We start from the raw sequence: 17,767 nt of genomic DNA on the forward strand, positions 1-17,767 counted from the left end.
GGTACAGCGAGCTTCTCGTCTTGAGGGGGCAGGGGCGCAGCCCCGCCCCCTCAGGGGCGCGGGGAACTGCGCGACCAGCCCCCACCGGCCCGCACCCGACATCCGGGCGAAGCCGCGCAAGCGAAGCTGCGCAGGCGAAGCCTCCGGCTACGCCTGCGCAGCGAACCGCGCCTTCGCCTCCTCCACCTTCCGCCCGTAGTGCACCGAGGCCCACCACAGCGCGGCGAACACGGCGCCGAGGAAGAACATCACCGGCACCACGAACCCGCTCGCGATCAGCGCGATCTGCAGCGCCCAGCCGAGCTGGACGCCTCCCGGCCGCGTGATCATCCCGCACAGGAGCAGGCACAGCACCATCGCGACCCCGCAGACCGTCCAGACCGTGGCCATGGACAGGTCGGGGTCCTTCATCGCCACGAGTCCGGCGAACCCGATGACGAAGAACTCACCGATCAGCGTCGAAGCACAGAGCGTCCGCACGGCTCAGCTCCCTCCCAGCAGCATCCGGGCCTCGCCGACCGTGATGACGGAACCGGTCACCAGGACGCCGCCGCCCGCGTACTCGCCCTCTTCCTCGGCCAGCGTGATCGCGGCCTCCAGCGCGTCGTCCAGCCGGGGCTCGACCTGCACGCGGTCGTCCCCGAACACCTCGACGGCGATCGCGGCCAGCTCGTCCGCGTCCATCGCGCGGTGGCTGGAGTTCTGCGTCACGACGACCTCGGTGAAGATCGGCTCGAAGGCCTCCAGCAGCCCCCGTACGTTCTTGTCCCCGCTCGCCCCGACGACGCCGATCAGCCGGCTGAAGTCGAAGACCTCCTGCACCGCCTCCGCGGTCGCGCGGGCACCCGCCGGGTTGTGCGCGGCGTCCAGCACGACGGTCGGCGACCGGCGCACGATCTCCAGACGTCCCGGCGAGGCGACCGACGCGAAGGCCTTGCGGACCGTCTCGGCGTCGAGCGGCTCGGGCCGCTGCGCCCCGACGCCGAAGAACGCCTCCACGGCGGCGAGCGCCACCGCGGCGTTGTGCGCCTGGTACGCCCCGTGCAGCGGGAGGTACACCTCCTCGTACTCCCCGCCGAGGCCGCGCAGCGTCAGCAGCTGCCCGCCGACGGCGACCTGGCGGCTCACCACGCCGAACTCCAGCCCCTCGCGGGCGACGGTGGCGTCGGCCTCGCCGGCCTTCCTGAGCAGCACCTGGGCGGCGTCCACGGGCTGCTGGGCCAGGACCACCGTGGCGCCGGGCTTGATGATCCCGGCCTTCTCCCCGGCGATCTCCCCCGTGGTCCCCCCGAGGCGGTCCGTGTGGTCCAGGTCGATGGGGGTCACCACGGCGACGTCGCCGTCGATCACGTTCGTGGCGTCCCAGCTGCCGCCCATCCCGACCTCCACGACGGCCACGTCGACGGGGGTGTCCGCGAAGGCCGCGTACGCCATGCCGGTGAGCACCTCGAAGAAGGAGAGGCGGTACTCCTGCTGCGCGTCGACCATCTCGACGTACGGCTGGACGTCCCGGTACGTCTCCACGAACCGCTCCGCGGGGATCGCCGCGCCGTCCAGGCTGATCCGCTCGGTGATCGACTGGACGTGGGGCGAGGTGTAGCGGCCGGTGCGCAGGTCGAAGGCGCCGAGCAGGGCCTCGATCATGCGGGCCGTCGACGTCTTGCCGTTGGTGCCGGTGATGTGGATCGAGGGGTACGCGCGCTGCGGCTCGCCCAGCACGTCCATGAGCGCGGCGATGCGGGCCACGGAGGGCTCCAGCTTGGTCTCGCCCCACCGCGAGGCGAGCTCGGTCTCGACCTCGCGCAGCGCCTTGTCGGTCTCCGGGTCGGCCGGGCGCCCGGGGACGTCGGACTGCGGCGCCGCGCCCTGTGTGCGCAGGGTACGGCTGCCGGCCTCGATCACGGCGAGATCGGGATCGCGCTCGGTCTCGGCCTCGACGATCTCGTCGAACGGATCGGACCCACGACTGTCCTGCGGAAGCTCACTCACACCCCCAGTCTACGGAGCCACCCGACTGCCACCGTGTGAGGGCGCAGCCCTCTTGGGGGGGCGCAGCCCCTCAGGGGCGCGGGGAACTGCGCGACCAGCCCCCACCGTCCCGCACCCGACGAACAAACCCACGCAGGCATGCAAAAGGACCCCGGAACCATCAAAGGTCCCGGGGCCCTCACCAACACCTACGCCTGCGGCAAAGCCTCCAGCTGAGCCGAAAGCCGCGCGATGTCCTCCTCGGCCTTGGCCAGCCGCCCCCGGATCTTGTCCACGACCTGATCCGGCGCCTTGGCGAGAAACGCCTCGTTCCCGAGCTTGGCCTCGGCCTGCGCCTTCTCCTTCTCCGCGGCCGCGAGATCCTTCGCGAGCCGCTTCCGCTCCGCGGCCACGTCGATCGTGCCGGACAGGTCGAGCGCGACCGACGCCCCGGCCACCGGCAGCGTCGCCGTCGCCTCGAACGCGTCACCCTCCGGCTGCAGCCGCAGCAGCTGCCGGATGGCCGCCTCGTGCGGGGCGAACGCGGTGCCCTCCAGGGACAGCCGCGCCGGCACCCGCTGCCCGGGCTGCAGCCCCTGGTCGGCACGGAAGCGGCGGACCTCCGTGATCACCTGCTGCAGCGCCTCGATCTCCCGCTCGGCGCCGGCGTCACGGAACCCGCTGTCCGCGGGCCAGTCGGCGATCACGACCGACTCGCCCCCGGTGAGGGTCGTCCAGAGCGTCTCCGTGACGAACGGCACGATCGGGTGCAGCAGCCGCAGCGTGACGTCCAGGACCTCGCCGAGGACCCGCTTGCTGACGTCGGCGGCCGGGCCGCCCGCCATGAACGTCGTCTTCGACAGCTCGACGTACCAGTCGAAGACCTCGTCCCACGCGAAGTGGTACAGCGCGTCGGAGAGCTTCGCGAACTGGAAGTCCTCGTAGTACGCGTCGGCCTCCGCGACCGTCTCGTTGAGGCGGGACAGGATCCACCGGTCCGTCGCCGACATCTCGGACGCGTCCGGCAGCGGTCCCTCGACCGTCGCGCCGTTCATCAGCGCGAACCGCGTCGCGTTCCACAGCTTGTTGGCGAAGTTGCGGGACGCCTGGACCCAGTCCTCGCCGATCGGCACGTCGGTACCGGGGTTGGCGCCCTTGGCCAGGGTGAAGCGGACGGCGTCGGAGCCGTACTTGTCCATCCAGTCGAGCGGGTCGACGACGTTGCCGAACGACTTCGACATCTTCTTGCCGCGCTCGTCGCGGACCAGGCCGGTCAGCGCGATGGTCCTGAAGGGGACCTCGCCGTCCATCGCGTACAGGCCGAACATCATCATCCGGGCGACCCAGAAGAAGATGATGTCGTGGCCGGTGAGCAGGACGTCGGTCGGGTAGAACTTCCGCAGGCTCGCGGTCTGTTCGGGCCAGCCGAGCGTGGAGAACGGCCACAGGCCGGACGAGAACCAGGTGTCGAGGACGTCGGTGTCCTGGCGCCACCCCTCGGCCTCGGTGCCCGGCGGCTGCTCGTCGGGGCCGACGCAGACCGTCTCGCCGTTCGGGCCGTACCAGATCGGGATGCGGTGGCCCCACCACAGCTGGCGCGAGATGTTCCAGTCGTTGAGGTTGTCGACCCAGTCGAAGTACCGCTTCGACATGTCCTCGGGGTGGATCTTCACCCGGCCGTCGCGGACCGCGTCACCGGCCGCCCGCGCGAGCGGACCGACCTTGACCCACCACTGCAGGGACTGCCGCGGCTCGATGGTGGTGCTGCAACGCGAGCAGTGCCCGACGCTGTGGACGTACGGCCGCTTCTCGGCGACGATCCGGCCCTGCGAGCGCAGGGCGCCGACGACGGCGGAACGGGCCTCGTAGCGGTCGAGTCCCTCGAAGGGGCCGTGGACGGTGATGACCGCCCGCTCGTCCATGATCGTGATCGACTCCAGGCCGTGGCGCTGGCCGATGGCGAAGTCGTTCGGGTCGTGGGCGGGGGTGACCTTGACAGCACCCGTGCCGAACTCGGGGTCGACGTGGGTGTCCGCGACGACCGGGATGGTGCGGTCGGTCAGCGGCAGCTTGATGCGCTTGCCGACGAGGTGCCGGTAGCGCTCGTCGTCGGGGTGGACGGCGACGGCGGTGTCACCGAGCATCGTCTCGGCGCGCGTGGTGGCGACGACGAGGGTGTCCTCGCCCTCGCCGTACTTGATGGAGACGAGCTCGCCGTCGTCCTCCTGGTAGTTCACCTCGATGTCCGAGATGGCCGTCAGACAGCGCGGACACCAGTTGATGATGCGCTCGGCGCGGTAGATCAGCTCGTCGTCGTACAGCTTCTTGAAGATGGTCTGGACGGCCTTGGACAGGCCCTCGTCCATGGTGAACCGCTCGCGGTCCCAGTCGACGCCGTCCCCGAGCCGGCGCATCTGGCCGAGGATCTTGCCGCCGTACTCCTCCTTCCACCGCCACACACGCTCGACGAACGCCTCGCGTCCCAGGTCGTGCCGCGACTTGCCTTCCTCGGCGAGCTGCTGTTCGACCTTGTTCTGCGTGGCGATGCCGGCGTGGTCCATGCCGGGCAGCCACAGCGCCTCGTACCCCTGCATGCGCTTGCGGCGGGTCAGGGCGTCCATCAGCGTGTGCTGGAAGGCGTGCCCCAGGTGGAGGCTGCCGGTGACGTTCGGCGGCGGGATGACGATGGTGTACGGAGGCTTGTCGCTGTTCTCGTCCGCGGCGAAGTAACCCCGCTCGACCCAGCGCTCGTACAGCTTCCCCTCTACCTCGGCCGGCGCGTACTGGGTCGGCAGTTCGGGGGCGTTGGCTGATGGCTGCTGCTGAGCGTTGTCGGTCACGGAACCAGTTTAGAGGTGTCACGGGCCCGCTCCGAAACTCGATTACTTGGTAACGGTGCGGCCCCCGGCGCTCCGGTCGCGCACCCGGTGGGCCAGGATGTTCGGAACACATAAGCATCTGGAGGGGAACCCAGGAATGAGCTACAACCAGCCGGGCCCGTACGGCGGGCAGCCCCAGCAGCCCGGGCCGTACGGCCAGCCGGGTCCTTACGGCCAGCAGCCGCAGGCTCCCCAGCCCGGTTACGGTTACCCGCAGCAGGCTCCCGGGCAGCAGCCCGGCTACGGGTACCCCCAGCAGACCCCTCCGGGAGTCCCGCCGCAGCAGCCCGGTTACGGCCAGCAGCCGCCGTACGGTCAGCAGCCGCCCGGCGCCCCCTACGGCGCCCCGATGCCGCCGGCGCCCGGCGGGGGCAAGAAGAAGACGGGCCTGATCGTGGGCGCGGTGGCGGTCGTGGCCGCGATCGCGGTCGGCGCATACTTCGTCCTCGGCAGCGGCGGCAGCGGATCCGCGGCGGTCGAGGACGACGGCCCCCACAAGCTGACGACCCCGGCGACGCTGCTCACGGAGTACAAGAAGAGCGACAGCGACGCGGGCGGCATGTCCAAGTCCGACCTGAAGGACGCGGAGTCCTGGGGTGTGAAGGACCCCAAGGACGTCAGCGCCTCCTACCAGTCGGGCGACAAGGACAACCCGCTGGCCGGGAAGCTGCTCTCCTTCGGCGGTGTCTACGGCGACATCGCGGACCCGGAGAAGACGGTGGACGGGTTCTTCGGGATGATGGAGAAGGAGGCCAAGGGCGAGGACGTCACCTTCGTCGGCAGCCCGAAGGCGTACGAGCCCAGCTCGCTGGACGGCGCCGTCATGAAGTGCCAGCAGGCGAAGATCGACAACTCCGGTGGCGGCACGGGCGAGCCGAAGGCGATGAACGTGACGTACTGCGCCTGGGCCGACCACAGCACGCTCGGCTTCGTGATGCCCATCGAGTTCTCCGACGCCGCGGCGGGCAAGAGCTCGGACCCGGCGGAGGTCGCCGAGACCACCGCCAAGGTCCGCAAGGAGGTCCGCGTCAAGATCTGACGGACGCGGCACGTACACCACGCGTACGGCGAAGGGCCCTGGTCGGTCGACCGGGGCCCTTCGCCGTGACTCGCTTCCGGATGCGCCGCCTACGCGGTCTTCTGCTCCCCCGGGCCGCGGCCCCGCGCGTCGCGCGGGATCAGCGTCGGGTTGACGTTCGAGCGGACGACCTCCGAGGTGATGACGACACGGGCCACGTCCTTGCGGGACGGGACCTCGTACATCACCGCCTGGAGGACCTCCTCCATGATGGCGCGCAGGCCGCGCGCGCCGGTCTGGCGGAGGATGGCCTGGTCGGCGATGGCCTCCAGGGCCTCGCGCTCGAAGTCCAGCTCCACGCCGTCCAGTTCGAACAGGCGCTGGTACTGCTTCACCAGGGCGTTGCGCGGCTCCACCAGGATCTGGAGGAGGGCCTCGCGGTCGAGGTTGTGGACCGAGGTGATGACCGGGAGGCGGCCGATGAACTCGGGGATCATGCCGAACTTCACCAGGTCCTCGGGCATGACGTCCTCGAAGCGGTCCTTCGCCTCCAGCTCCTTCTTGGAGCGGATCGTCGCGCCGAAGCCGATGCCCTTGGCCCCCGCGCGGGACTCGACCAGCTTCTCCAGGCCCGCGAAGGCGCCGCCCACGATGAACAGCACGTTCGTCGTGTCGATCTGGATGAACTCCTGGTGGGGGTGCTTGCGTCCGCCCTGCGGCGGTACGGAGGCCGTGGTGCCCTCCAGGATCTTGAGCAGGGCCTGCTGGACGCCCTCGCCCGACACGTCGCGCGTGATCGACGGGTTCTCGCTCTTACGGGCGACCTTGTCGATCTCGTCGATGTAGATGATGCCGGTCTCGGCCTTCTTGACGTCGTAGTCCGCCGCCTGGATCAGCTTCAGCAGGATGTTCTCGACGTCCTCGCCGACGTACCCGGCCTCCGTGAGCGCCGTCGCGTCGGCGATGGCGAACGGGACGTTCAGCATGCGGGCCAGGGTCTGCGCCAGCAGCGTCTTGCCGGAGCCCGTGGGGCCGAGCAGCAGGATGTTGGACTTCGCCAGCTCGATGGCGTCCTCGCGGTTCTGCCCCGTGCTGTTCTCGCCGGCCTGGACCCGCTTGTAGTGGTTGTACACCGCGACCGAGAGGGCCTTCTTGGCCGACTCCTGGCCCACGACGTACCCCTCGAGGAACTCGTAGATCTCGCGGGGCTTGGGCAGTTCCTCCCAGCGCACCTCGCTCGTCTCCGCGAGTTCCTCCTCGATGATCTCGTTGCAGAGATCGATGCACTCGTCGCAGATGTACACACCAGGGCCTGCGATGAGCTTCTTGACCTGCTTCTGGCTCTTGCCACAGAACGAGCACTTGAGCAGATCGCCGCCGTCACCGATGCGTGCCACGGTGTGCTTCCCCTTCGCCTGGGAGTCGCCTGGGTACAGCGGCTCCTGGTGCTGCCTTATGTCCGACGGTACCTTGCCGAGCCCCCCGTTCGGGCCCCCCTTGGCGCGGTTCACTTTGTCGTGAACCGCGCCAAGGAGCGGCAGACGATACAGCGATGCGTCACGCGACCGCGGCGTTGTTCATCTTCCGGGTCGAGATGATCTGGTCGACCAGACCGTACGCGAGGGCGTCCTCGGCCGTGAGGATCTTGTCGCGCTCGATGTCCTCGCGGATCTTCTCGATCGGCGTCGTCGAGTGCTTGGCCAGCATGTCTTCCAGCTGACCGCGCATCCGCAGGATCTCGTTGGCGGCGATCTCAAGGTCCGAGACCTGGCCGCGGCCGGTCTCGCTGTAGGGCTGGTGGATCAGCACGCGGGCGTTCGGGAGCGCCATGCGCTTGCCCGGCGTCCCGGCCGCGAGGAGGATCGCGGCGGCCGAGGCGGCCTGGCCCATGCAGACGGTCTGGATGTCCGGCTTCACGAACTGCATCGTGTCGTAGATGGCCGTGAGGGCCGTGAAGGAGCCGCCGGGGCTGTTGATGTAGACCGAGATGTCACGGTCGGGGTCCATCGACTCCAGGCACAGCAGCTGCGCCATGACGTCGTTGGCGGAGGCGTCGTCGATCTGCACGCCGAGGAAGATCACGCGCTCCTCGAACAGCTTCGCGTACGGGTCGTACTCGCGCACGCCCTGCGAGGTGCGCTCGACGAAGCGCGGGATGACGTAGCGGGACTCCGCGCGAGGACCCGTGTACTCGGCCTGCGCGCGGTCGTGCAGTCCGCTGCCGGGGAAGTCGTTCACTGTGTCTCCTGAAGAGCCTGATAAGGGCTGAGGCGGTCGGCTGGGGGCTCGGAGCGGCTGGTGCCGGCTGCCGCCGACACCCGGGTGGCGCTGGGCCGCCCTAGGCCGCCCCGGTACCGCCGCCGCCCGGCATTCCGGCAGCGGTGGGCATGATGTCGTCGATGAGGCCGTACTCCTTGGCCTCGATCGGGTCGAACCAGCGGTCGCGGTCCGAGTCACGGGTGACCTGCTCGACCGTCTGACCGGTGTGGAAGGCGGTCAGCTCCGCCATCCGCTTCTTGGTGTGCAGCAGCCGCTCGGCGTGGATCTTGATGTCCGACGCGGAGCCGGCGAGGCCGGCCGAGGGCTGGTGGATCAGGATCTCGGCGTTCGGCAGCGCGAAGCGCTTGCCGGGGGTGCCGGCGCTCAGCAGGAACTGGCCCATGGAGGCCGCCATGCCCATCGCGATCGTCACCACGTCGTTCTTGATGTACTGCATGGTGTCGTAGATCGCCATGCCGGCGGTGATCGAGCCGCCGGGGCTGTTGATGTAGAGGTAGATGTCCTTGTCCGGGTCGGAGGCAAGGAGCAGCAACTGTGCGGTGATCTTGTTGGCGATGTCGTCGTCGACCGCCTGGCCGAGGAAGATGATCCGCTCGCCGAGCAGCCGGTTGTAGACCTGGTCGCCGAGGCCACCACCGATGGGGTCGCCGGCGGCTGTGGGCATCAGATTCGTCACGTATCCACCTGCTCGTCTTACGACGGCGCCGGGCCGTCTACACGTCTTCTGCTGGGGGCGTGGGACCCCGTGTGCTGCCGTGTCGGACGGCTCCGGGGACTCCCCTGCCCTCGTACTCATGGACCCTAACGCGCGGGTCCCTCCGGGGAATCCCGCAGAAGGAACTGTTCGCTGTGAGCGCATGCGCTCCGCTGGTCCGSCCCTGGAAGGCCCTGCGGGCCCCCAGGACGTGTGTCCCGGGGGCCCGCAGTACGTACTGCTCGCGAGGCGGTCAGGCCTCGGTCTTCTCCTCGGCGGCGGGGGCCTCCGGGGCCTCCTCCGTCGAGCCCTCGGCAGAGGCCTCGGTGGAGGTCTCGTCCTCGTCCTCGTCGTCGAGGTCGACGACCTCGCCGTTCGTGTCCTTGACGGTGGCGGCCTCGACGACCACGGCAAGGGCCTTGCCGCGGGCGACCTCGCCGACCAGCATCGGGACCTGGCCGCCCTCGACGACCGCCTGGGCGAACTGGTCGGGGGACATGTTGGAGGAGGCCGCGCGCCGCATGAGGTGCTCGGTGAGCTCCTCCTGGTTGACGTTCAGCTTCTCCTTGTTGACGAGCTCGTCCAGGACGAACTGCGTCTTGATGCCCTTGACCGCGGCTTCCTTGGTCTCGGTGTCGAACTCCTCGGCCGTCTTGCCCTGGATTTCGAGGTACTTCTCCAGGTCGAGACCCATCTGGCCGAGCTGGTGGTGCTCCAGGTTGTGCTTGCGGGTGTTGATCTCGTCCTCGAGCAGCTTCTCGGGGACGGGCACCTCGACGAGCTCCAGCAGCTTCTCCAGGACACGCTCCTGGGCCTGCGTGGCCTGGTCGTACTGCTTCATGTTCTCCAGGCGCTTGCGGCTGTCGGCGCGGAGCTCTTCGAGGGTGTCGAACTCCGACGCGAGCTGCGCGAAGTCGTCGTCCAGCTCGGGCAGCTCGCGCTTGGCGACCTGGCTGACCTTGACGGTCACCTCGGCCTCCTTGCCGGCCGCCGAGCCGCCCTTGAGCTCGGAGGTGAAGGTGGCCTCGCCACCGGCCTCCAGGCCCTTCACGGCGTCGTCGATGCCGTCCAGCAGCTCACCGGAGCCGATGGTGTAGGAGACGCCGCTCGCGACGCCGTCCTCCAGCACCTCTCCGTCGACCTTGGCCTCCAGGTCGAGGGTGACGACGTCACCCTCCTCGGCGGCACGCTCGACGGGGGCGGTCGACGCGAAGCGCTCGCGCAGCTCCTCGACGGCCTTGTCGACGTCCTCGTCGGTGACCTCGACGGCGTCGACCTCGACCTCGATGCCGGAGTAGTCCGGGATCTCAAGGGTCGGGCGGACGTCGACCTCGGCGGTGAAGTTCAGCGTCTCGCCGTCCTTCAGCTCCGTGATGTCGACCTCGGGCTGGCCGAGGACGTTCAGCTCGGCCTCGTTGACCGCGTCGGTGTAGAACTTCGGGAGCGCGTCGTTGACGGCCTCCTCCAGCACCGCACCGCGGCCGAACCGCTGGTCGATGACGCGCGCCGGAATCTTGCCCTTCCGGAACCCCTTCACCGTGACCTGCTGGTTGATCTTCTTGTACGCCGCGTCGAGGCTGTCCTTGAGCTCCTCGAAGGGCACCTCGATGCTGAGCCGAACCCGGGTCGGGTTCAGGGTCTCCACGGCGCTCTTCACGGTTCGGTCTCCTTGGGGGCTGACTTCTTCGGGTTCTGCTGACGGTCTCCACCGGTACGGCGGAGCCCCAGCGGATCTGGCGGCCCTTGAGGGACGTGAAAACGCAGACACACGGGCGCGCAGTTTGCATACTAGCCGCAGGCGGTACACGCCCCAAAAGGTGATCTTCCCGGTGTCCGGCGTGGTGGTCCGGCACGGTGGTCGGGGTGGCGGGATTTGAACCCACGGCCTTCCGCTCCCAAAGCGGACGCGCTACCAAGCTGCGCCACACCCCGTCTGGTGCGACACGTAGGGTACATGCCCGCGGACCGGGCGACGCCCGTATTTCCCGTGGCGCGGGCGCCCGCCGGAACCGGGTGTGCGACGAGCGGGTGCGACCCGCTACGATGCTCCAGTGCCGCGCGTCACTGACCTGCGGCGCGCACCGTGCGGGCGTAGCTCAATGGTAGAGCCCTAGTCTTCCAAACTAGCTACGCGGGTTCGATTCCCGTCGCCCGCTCCACAGGACACAGGGCCGGACCGGAGACGATTCTCCGTCCGGCCCTTGTTCGTGTCCGAGCCCTACCCGTGTCCGGACCGTGTCCGGGTCTTCGAACATCTGTGCGCTCCCGCGCCGCGCGCCCGCGGGAGCGGGCAGCGCGGGGCCGTGCCCGATCAGAACTGGATCGAGTTGATGGTCTCCGCTATCGAGTCCAGGAAGCGCTGGATGTCGTCCGCCATGCCCGTGGAGGCAAGGAAGAAGCCGAAGAGCACGGCGACGATCGCCGGCCCCGGTTTGATCGATCCTCCCCGGATCAACACCACCAGGACGATCGCCAACAGCAGCACCACTGACAGCGAAATGGCCACAACTGATCACACCCTACGGTCGGTCCGCTCTCCCGGCCCGGAGGTGCAGCCCCGCACACCCCCGCCAGGACCATCGTGCCACCAACAGGGCCGCCGTATGCGGCAGGTGGGGCACCCGTTGGTCACAGCAGCGAACACCTGCGCCCCGTACGGCAATTCGAAGCATCGTGCGCACGAGAAATAAGAATGATCGTTTCCATGTCCACACATCGGCCCGCACGGCCTGTTCGCAGGTAATTCGAATTGTCGGCACGGACACACCCGCGGCCCCCGCGAGTGGGTCACCAACGACCCACTAAAGCCGACTCGATCGGACATTTCACCAGAGTCGCCCGCGGGCGTTATGCGGCCTTTAGTCCGGACATACTTGGGCGTACCGCTCGGATCAAGTGTGGTGGCCGCCATAGTGTTTGTGATGTCAACTTCCCCGAATTCTGGGTACCCGCAGGACCATGAGCAGGTATCGCCCCAGGGGTTTTACCGAATCCCACAGACAACGCTAGGGTGCCTCAGATGTCCTACGCTGCCTCGTCCCCCGCATGTGCAGCGAGGTCGCGGATCGACTCCCCCAGTCCGTGGGAGGGTCCGTGACGCACTCGCTCCGTCCGTACGGCCAACACAGGGCTCCCCTGCCGCCGGCTGAGTCACCGGCGTCCGGAGTGCCGAGCCCGCGACCACCGGGGCCACCGCAGGCGGCCACCGCAGGCGCCGGAGCGGGCGCCGCACCCGCCAAGCAGCGTGACGCGTTCTTCGACAACGCCAAGTACCTCGCGATCGTGTTCGTCGCGATGGGCCACGCCTGGGAACCGCTGACCGACCACAGCCGCGCCGCCGAGGCGCTCTACATGGTCGTCTACACCTTCCACATGCCGGCGTTCATCATCATCTCCGGCTACTTCTCCCGCAGTTTCGACATGCGCCCCGACCGGCTGCGGCGGCTGATCACCGGCGTCGCCGTGCCGTACGTCCTCTTCGAGGTGGCGTACTCCCTCTTCAAGAAGTGGGCCGACGACGACCCCGGCCACCCGATCAGCCTGCTGGACCCCTGGTACCTCACGTGGTTCCTGGTCGCCCTGTTCGTATGGCGGATGACCGTCCCGCTGTGGAAGGTCGTGCGCCGGCCCGTCGTACTGGCGCTCGCCATCGCCGTCCTCGCCTCCGTCTCCCCCGACATCGGCGACGACCTCGACCTCCAGCGCGTCCTGCAGTTCCTGCCGTTCTTCGTCGTGGGCCTGTTCATGAAGCCCGAGCACTTCCAGCTGATGCGGCGCCGCGAGGTGCGGATCCTGTCGGTGCCGGTCCTCGCGGCCGCCCTCGCCCTCGCGTACTGGACCGGGCCGCAGGTGAACTCGGCCTGGTTCTACCACCGTGACAGCGCCCAGGAGTTGGGGGCGCCCTGGTGGGTCGGCATCGTCGCGACGCTCGCGCTGTTCGGCATCTCGATGGTGCTCACGTCCTGCTTCTTCGCCTGGGTGCCGCGCCGCAAGATGTGGTTCACGGTGCTCGGCGCGGGCACGCTGTACGGCTACCTGCTGCACGGGTTCCTGGCCAAGGGGTCCCGCTTCTGGGGCTGGTACGAGGAGTACACCTGGCTCCACCACCCGGCGGGCGAGGTGTTCGTGTCCGTCTTCGCGGCGGCGCTCATCACCGTGCTGTGCACGCCGCCCGTGCAGCGGATGTTCCGCTTCGCGATGGAGCCGAAGATGGAGTGGGCGTTCAAGAGGGACGCGACCGAGCTGGCCCGGGAGCGGGCCAGGTCCTGACGGGCGCTCCGCCCCTACTCGGTTCCCAGGCCCAGGAGTTCGCGCATCGTCGCGTACTTCTGGGCCAGTCGCTTTTCCGTGGCGGGATCCAGGACCGACAGCCGGGCCGGGTCCGCGTTGTGCGCCAGGTCCGCCTCCTTGACCAGGAGGGCCCCCGGTGTCGACAGGATGCGCCGCGCGTACGCCTCCACCGGCTCGCCCGGGCGCTTGGTCACGGCCAGCACGATGGCCTTCGTACGGGGTGACAGCGCGGCCCCGCGCAGCCAGTCCTCCGGGAGCGCGTCGTCCTCCACCGCGTCGTGCAGCCAGGCGGCGGCGATCTGCTCCTCGTCGCCGCCGCGGTCCCGCACCCCGTCGGCCACCGCCCGCAGGTGTTCCGCGTAAGGACGGCCGGCCTTGTCGGTCTGTGCGGCGTGCGCCTCGCGCGCCAGGGACTCCACCTGCGTCAGGGTCAGCCGCGGGCCGCTCTCGTCGTCGTTCATGGGTCGAGTGTGCCCGTACCGCCTGTCCGTTCGCGCACCACATCGACCCCTCCAGGTCGTTTGGTAAACTAATTACTGACGGTTTCTTGACACTCCCTTGACCCAACCGCCGCACTCGACCGAGAAGGAACGGGCCCATCGGACACGCAGAGCTCCTGATCGCCATGGGCGGCGCCTTTCTGGCCGCCGCCGTCCTCGCCCGCGTGGGCGCCCGCATCGGGCTCCCCACCATCCCCCTCTTCATCCTGGCCGGAATACTCCTCGGCCCCCACACCCCCGGCTTCGTCCTCGTCTCGGACCCGCACGAGATGGAGATGCTCTCCGCGCTCGGCCTGGTCCTGCTGCTCTTCTACCTCGGCCTCGAATTCCATATGGACGACCTCAAGGCGGGCGGGCGCCGGATGGCACTCGCCGGGGGGACCTACCTCGCCCTGAACGTCGGCGCCGGCCTGGGCTTCGGATTCGCCCTCGGCTGGGGCACCTCCGAAGCGCTGGTCCTCGCCGGGGTGCTCGGCATCTCCTCGTCGGCGATCGTGACGAAGGTCCTCGTCGACACGGGGCGGCTCGGCAACCCCGAGACCAAGCCCATCCTCGGCATCATCGTCGTCGAGGACATCTTCCTCGCCCTCTACCTGGCGGCCCTCCAGCCGATCCTGTCCGGCGCCGACTCGCTCGGCTCGGCGGTGCTCGACGGCGGCAAGGCCTTCGCCTTCCTGCTGCTGCTGGCGCTCGCCGCGCGGTTCGGCACGCGGATCGTGGGGCGGCTCTTCGACACCCGGGACGACGAGCTGCTGGTCATCTCCTTCCTCGGTGCGGCCGTGTTCATGGCCGGGGTCTCGGAGTGGTTCGGGGTCGCGGACGCGATCGGGGCGTTCATGGTCGGCCTGATGCTCGGCAGCACGGCGTCGGGCCCGCGCATCCTCAAGCTGGTGCATCCGCTGCGGGACGCCTTCGGGGCGATGTTCTTCTTCGCCTTCGGCCTGTCCATCGACCCCGGCGACCTGCCGACGGTGCTGTGGCCGGTGCTGGCCGCGGTGGCCGTGACGCTGGTGATGAACGTGCTGGCGGGGCTGGGGGCGGCGCGGATCTACGGGTTCGGGGGGCGAGGAAAGGTCTCAGCCCTGCGGGTGGTGCGGGGGGATCGGGGGGAGTTCCCGGGTCGTCTCGTACGACGACAGCATGTCGATCCGGCGCACGTGCCGCTCGTCGCCGGAGAACGGCGTGTTCAGGAAGGTCTCGACGAACTTCGTCGCCTCCTCCTCGGAGTGCATCCGCGCCCCGACGGCCACGACGTTCGCGTCGTTGTGCTGCCGTCCCAGCGCGGCGGTCTCCACGCTCCACGCCAGGGCCGCCCGTACCCCCGCGACCTTGTTCGCGGCGATCTGCTCCCCGTTCCCGGACCCCCCGATCACGACGCCCAGCGCCTCGGGGTCGGCCGCGGCACGCTCCGCGGCACGCAGGCAGAACGGCGGGTAGTCGTCCTGGGCGTCGTAGATGAGCGGCCCGCAGTCGACGGGCTCGTGCCCCGCGGACGTGAGCCACTCGACGAGGTGGTTCTTGAGTTCGAAACCGGCATGGTCGGAACCGAGGTACACGCGCATGGTCCGAGTGTGACACGGCTGTTTCGTATCGGACCCGCCGGGGCACGCGCAGGGACATTCAAAAGCAAACACGGGAAAAGATTGAGTAAAACTGTGGAACCTCAGAGAAACCTCAAATAACGATCTGGATTCAAAGGTTCAAGAATCCATTCACCTGGGATTCACTGGACCGGCTTGTCGCAGCCCACCCCCACCGTCCCCGGCGCAAAGGAATCCCCATGACCTCGCAGCCGACCCTCACCGAGGCCGGTCACGGCCCCGAGGGCCCCGGAGAACCCGACGGCGGCCTCCAGGCCGGACTCAAGAACCGCCACCTGTCGATGATCGCGATCGGCGGCGTCATCGGCGCCGGCCTCTTCGTCGGCTCCAGCTCCGGCATCGCCACCGCGGGCCCCGGCATCCTCGTGTCGTACGCCCTCGTCGGGACGATGGTCGTCCTCGTGATGCGGATGCTCGGCGAAATGTCCGCCGCCAACCCGACCTCCGGCTCCTTCTCCGCGCACGCCGACCGGGCGCTCGGCCGGTGGGCGGGCTTCTCGATCGGCTGGCTGTACTGGTTCTTCTGGGTCGTCGTGCTGGCCATCGAGGCCACCGCCGGCGCCGTGATCCTGGAGAGCTGGGTCCCGGCCGTGCCGCAGTGGGGCTGGGCCCTGATCGTCATGCTGGTGCTGACCGCGACGAACCTCGGCTCCGTCGGCTCGTACGGCGAGTTCGAGTTCTGGTTCGCCGGCATCAAGGTCGTCGCGATCGGCGCCTTCATCGTCATCGGCGGGCTCGCGGTCTTCGGCGTGCTGCCGGGTGTCGACAGCGACACCGCGGGCCTGGGCAACCTCACCGACCACGGCGGTTTCCTGCCGAACGGGCCCGGCGCGATCCTCACCGGCATCCTGCTCGTCGTCTTCTCCTTCATGGGCAGCGAGATCGCCACCCTCGCCGCGGGCGAGTCGGAGGACCCCCAGCGCGCCGTCACCAAGTCCACCAACAGCGTCATCTGGCGCATCGGCGTCTTCTACCTCGGCTCGATCTTCGTCGTCGTCACGCTGCTGCCCTGGGACTCCGAGTCCATCCAGAAGGACGGCTCGTACGTCGCCGCCCTCGACTCGCTCGGCATCGCGAACGCCGGCGAGATCATGAAGTTCATCGTGCTGACGTCCGTCCTGTCCTGCCTGAACTCCGGTCTCTACACCGCCTCCCGCATGGCCTTCTCGCTGGGCCGGCGCGGTGACGCGCCCAAGGCCTTCGCCCGCACCACGCGCCGCGGAGTGCCGATGACCGCGATCCTCGCGTCGGTCGCCTTCGGCTTCGTCGCGGTGTTCTTCAACTACGAGTTCCCCGACTCGGTCTTCCTCTTCCTGGTCAACTCCTCCGGCGCGGTCGCCCTGTTCGTCTGGCTCGTCATCTGCTGCTCCCAGCTGCGGATGCGGAAGATCATCGAGCGGGAGTCGCCGGAGAAGCTGGTCGTGCGGATGTGGCTGTACCCGTACCTGACGTACGCGACGATCGCGCTGATCGTCTTCGTCCTCGGCTACATGCTCACCGACACCGAGCACGACGGCCGCGAGACCGTCCTGCTGTCGCTGCTGGTGGCCGCCGTGGTGGTGGGCCTCTCGCTGGTGCTGGAGAAGGTGCGCCGCAACCGCCGCGGGCGGGCCTCCGTCACAGCGGAGTGAAGGTCTCCCGGATGTTCTTGTAGACGCGTACCGCCCGGTCCTCCACCTCCGGGCGGTACCACGTCGTGACCTCGTAGGACGTGCCGCGCTCGTCGAAGCCGAGCAGGCGGGCGTGCCAGGGCAGGCCCTTGATGGTGACCGTGTACTCCCAGACGACCGCGGGCCTGTTGCGGAACGTGGTCTCCTCCAGCCGGATCAGCCGGTAGTCCAGGCCCTTCCTGGCGCTCCTCTCCGTCTTCCGCCACTGCCCCATCAGGTCGCCGCGGGCCGGGGACGCATTGGCCAGGACCTCCTGCTTGCGGTCGGGCGAGGTGTAGTGCACCTCGGCGCCGCTCTGCACGACCCGGTTCCAGCCGTCGGGCGGCACCCAGGCGTACAGGCCGGCCTCCGTGCGGGAGCCCGCCGGGAGGCTCGGCGGGCGTGCGGTGCCCGCGACGGTCGGGGACGAGGAGGAGGACGGGGAGCCCTTGTCCCCGTCGCCGGACGAGGCGCCGAGCAGCGGGACGAGCAGGCCGGTGAGCGCCCCGGCGACGACGACGCCGACGGCGGCCAGGAGGGTTTTGCGGCCGCGCGATGCGGGTGCCTTCGGCGGTTTGCGGGTGTGCGGTGCGGGTGTGTGGGACGGCTCCGTCTGTGGGTGCTGCTCCGGTCGGGCGGCCGGGGGGCCGAAGGCGTGCCCGGGGGTCGCGCCCTCGGAGGGGAGTTCGGGGGTGCCCTCGTGCGGGGCTTCGGAGGACGTGTTCCCGATGTCGGTGCCGTGACTGTGGCCGGCGCCGCTGCCGATGAGGGGGGTGGTTGTTTCGGCCTCGGCTTTGGCTTTGGCTTCGGCTTCGGTGAGTGGGGGATTCGGTACGGCGTCCTGGATCGGCTCCGGCGGCGGGATGCGGGTGAGCAGGGGGGTCGGGC

General features: G+C 69.2%; 13 protein-coding genes, 2 tRNA genes and 2 pseudogenes. 5 read left to right on the forward strand and 12 right to left on the reverse strand.

The window, feature by feature from the left end; all coding sequences use genetic code 11:
* Positions 1–147 precede the first annotated feature (147 nt).
* From FGF04_RS26000 to FGF04_RS26010, 3 genes are all read right to left on the reverse strand, one after another.
* On the reverse strand, positions 148–480 hold the full coding sequence (locus tag FGF04_RS26000) for a DUF4233 domain-containing protein (RefSeq protein WP_149513656.1): 333 nt from the start codon (positions 478–480) through the stop codon (positions 148–150).
* 3 nt (positions 481–483) lie between these two features.
* Positions 484–1,989, reverse strand: a complete 1,506-nt coding sequence (gene folC, locus FGF04_RS26005; RefSeq protein ID WP_149513657.1) for a bifunctional tetrahydrofolate synthase/dihydrofolate synthase — start codon at positions 1,987–1,989, stop codon at positions 484–486.
* Positions 1,990–2,177: 188 nt separating this feature from the next.
* Positions 2,178–4,808, reverse strand: a complete 2,631-nt coding sequence (locus FGF04_RS26010) for a valine--tRNA ligase (protein WP_149513658.1) — start codon at positions 4,806–4,808, stop codon at positions 2,178–2,180.
* A gap of 136 nt (positions 4,809–4,944) precedes the next feature.
* On the opposite strand from FGF04_RS26010, the gene FGF04_RS26015 reads away from it, so the two are divergent.
* A complete protein-coding gene (locus FGF04_RS26015; protein ID WP_149513659.1) occupies positions 4,945–5,886 on the forward strand; it encodes a hypothetical protein in 942 nt (313 codons plus the stop codon).
* Between the two features lie 89 nt (positions 5,887–5,975).
* Here the strand turns inward: FGF04_RS26015 and clpX are convergent, their stop codons facing one another.
* The 5 genes from clpX to FGF04_RS26040 all read right to left on the reverse strand — a co-directional run bounded on the left by clpX (position 5,976) and on the right by FGF04_RS26040 (position 10,771).
* On the reverse strand, positions 5,976–7,262 hold the full coding sequence (gene clpX / locus FGF04_RS26020; protein WP_107016457.1) for an ATP-dependent Clp protease ATP-binding subunit ClpX: 1,287 nt from the start codon (positions 7,260–7,262) through the stop codon (positions 5,976–5,978).
* Between the two features lie 160 nt (positions 7,263–7,422).
* A complete protein-coding gene (locus tag FGF04_RS26025; RefSeq protein WP_149513660.1) occupies positions 7,423–8,103 on the reverse strand; it encodes an ATP-dependent Clp protease proteolytic subunit in 681 nt (226 codons plus the stop codon).
* Between the two features lie 100 nt (positions 8,104–8,203).
* The gene (locus FGF04_RS26030) at positions 8,204–8,809 is read right to left on the reverse strand and encodes an ATP-dependent Clp protease proteolytic subunit (RefSeq protein WP_149513863.1); all 606 of its coding nucleotides are present in this window, start codon (positions 8,807–8,809) and stop codon (positions 8,204–8,206) included.
* Between the two features lie 283 nt (positions 8,810–9,092).
* Entirely contained in the window at positions 9,093–10,496 is a 1,404-nt protein-coding gene (gene tig, locus FGF04_RS26035) for a trigger factor (RefSeq protein WP_149513661.1), read from the reverse strand.
* Positions 10,497–10,694: 198 nt separating this feature from the next.
* A tRNA-Pro gene (locus FGF04_RS26040) sits at positions 10,695–10,771 on the reverse strand.
* Between the two features lie 153 nt (positions 10,772–10,924).
* Between FGF04_RS26040 and FGF04_RS26045 the strand changes: the two genes are divergently transcribed.
* Positions 10,925–10,998, forward strand: a tRNA-Gly gene (locus FGF04_RS26045).
* Between the two features lie 152 nt (positions 10,999–11,150).
* Here the strand turns inward: FGF04_RS26045 and FGF04_RS26050 are convergent.
* Entirely contained in the window at positions 11,151–11,345 is a 195-nt protein-coding gene (locus FGF04_RS26050; RefSeq protein ID WP_149513662.1) for a hypothetical protein, read from the reverse strand.
* 587 nt (positions 11,346–11,932) lie between these two features.
* Between FGF04_RS26050 and FGF04_RS26055 the strand changes: the two genes are divergently transcribed.
* Positions 11,933–13,108 carry an acyltransferase family protein gene (locus FGF04_RS26055; protein ID WP_149513663.1) on the forward strand — a complete coding sequence of 392 codons (1,176 nt, stop codon included), beginning with the start codon at positions 11,933–11,935 and terminating at the stop codon, positions 13,106–13,108.
* Between the two features lie 14 nt (positions 13,109–13,122).
* On the opposite strand, the gene FGF04_RS26060 is transcribed toward FGF04_RS26055, so the two are convergent.
* The gene (locus tag FGF04_RS26060; RefSeq protein ID WP_149513664.1) at positions 13,123–13,590 is read right to left on the reverse strand and encodes an HD domain-containing protein; all 468 of its coding nucleotides are present in this window, start codon (positions 13,588–13,590) and stop codon (positions 13,123–13,125) included.
* Between the two features lie 164 nt (positions 13,591–13,754).
* On the opposite strand from FGF04_RS26060, the pseudogene FGF04_RS26065 reads away from it, so the two are divergent.
* Positions 13,755–14,694 (forward strand): annotated as a pseudogene (locus tag FGF04_RS26065) (cation:proton antiporter); the annotation flags it as partial.
* Between the two features lie 11 nt (positions 14,695–14,705).
* Here FGF04_RS26065 and FGF04_RS26070 read toward each other — a convergent pair.
* Positions 14,706–15,191, reverse strand: coding sequence for a ribose-5-phosphate isomerase (locus tag FGF04_RS26070; protein WP_149513864.1), 486 nt, complete (start codon positions 15,189–15,191; stop codon positions 14,706–14,708).
* Between the two features lie 218 nt (positions 15,192–15,409).
* On the opposite strand from FGF04_RS26070, the gene FGF04_RS26075 reads away from it, so the two are divergent.
* Positions 15,410–16,861, forward strand: coding sequence for an amino acid permease (locus tag FGF04_RS26075; RefSeq protein ID WP_149513665.1), 1,452 nt, complete (start codon positions 15,410–15,412; stop codon positions 16,859–16,861).
* Here the strand turns inward: FGF04_RS26075 and FGF04_RS40230 are convergent.
* A pseudogene (locus FGF04_RS40230) lies at positions 16,848–17,767 on the reverse strand (serine/threonine protein kinase); the annotation flags it as partial. The gene FGF04_RS26075 and the pseudogene FGF04_RS40230 sit on opposite strands and share 14 nt — an antisense overlap.

The organism is Streptomyces apricus (assembly GCF_008369065.1).
GTDB classification, from domain to species: Bacteria; Actinomycetota; Actinomycetes; order Streptomycetales; family Streptomycetaceae; genus Streptomyces; species Streptomyces apricus.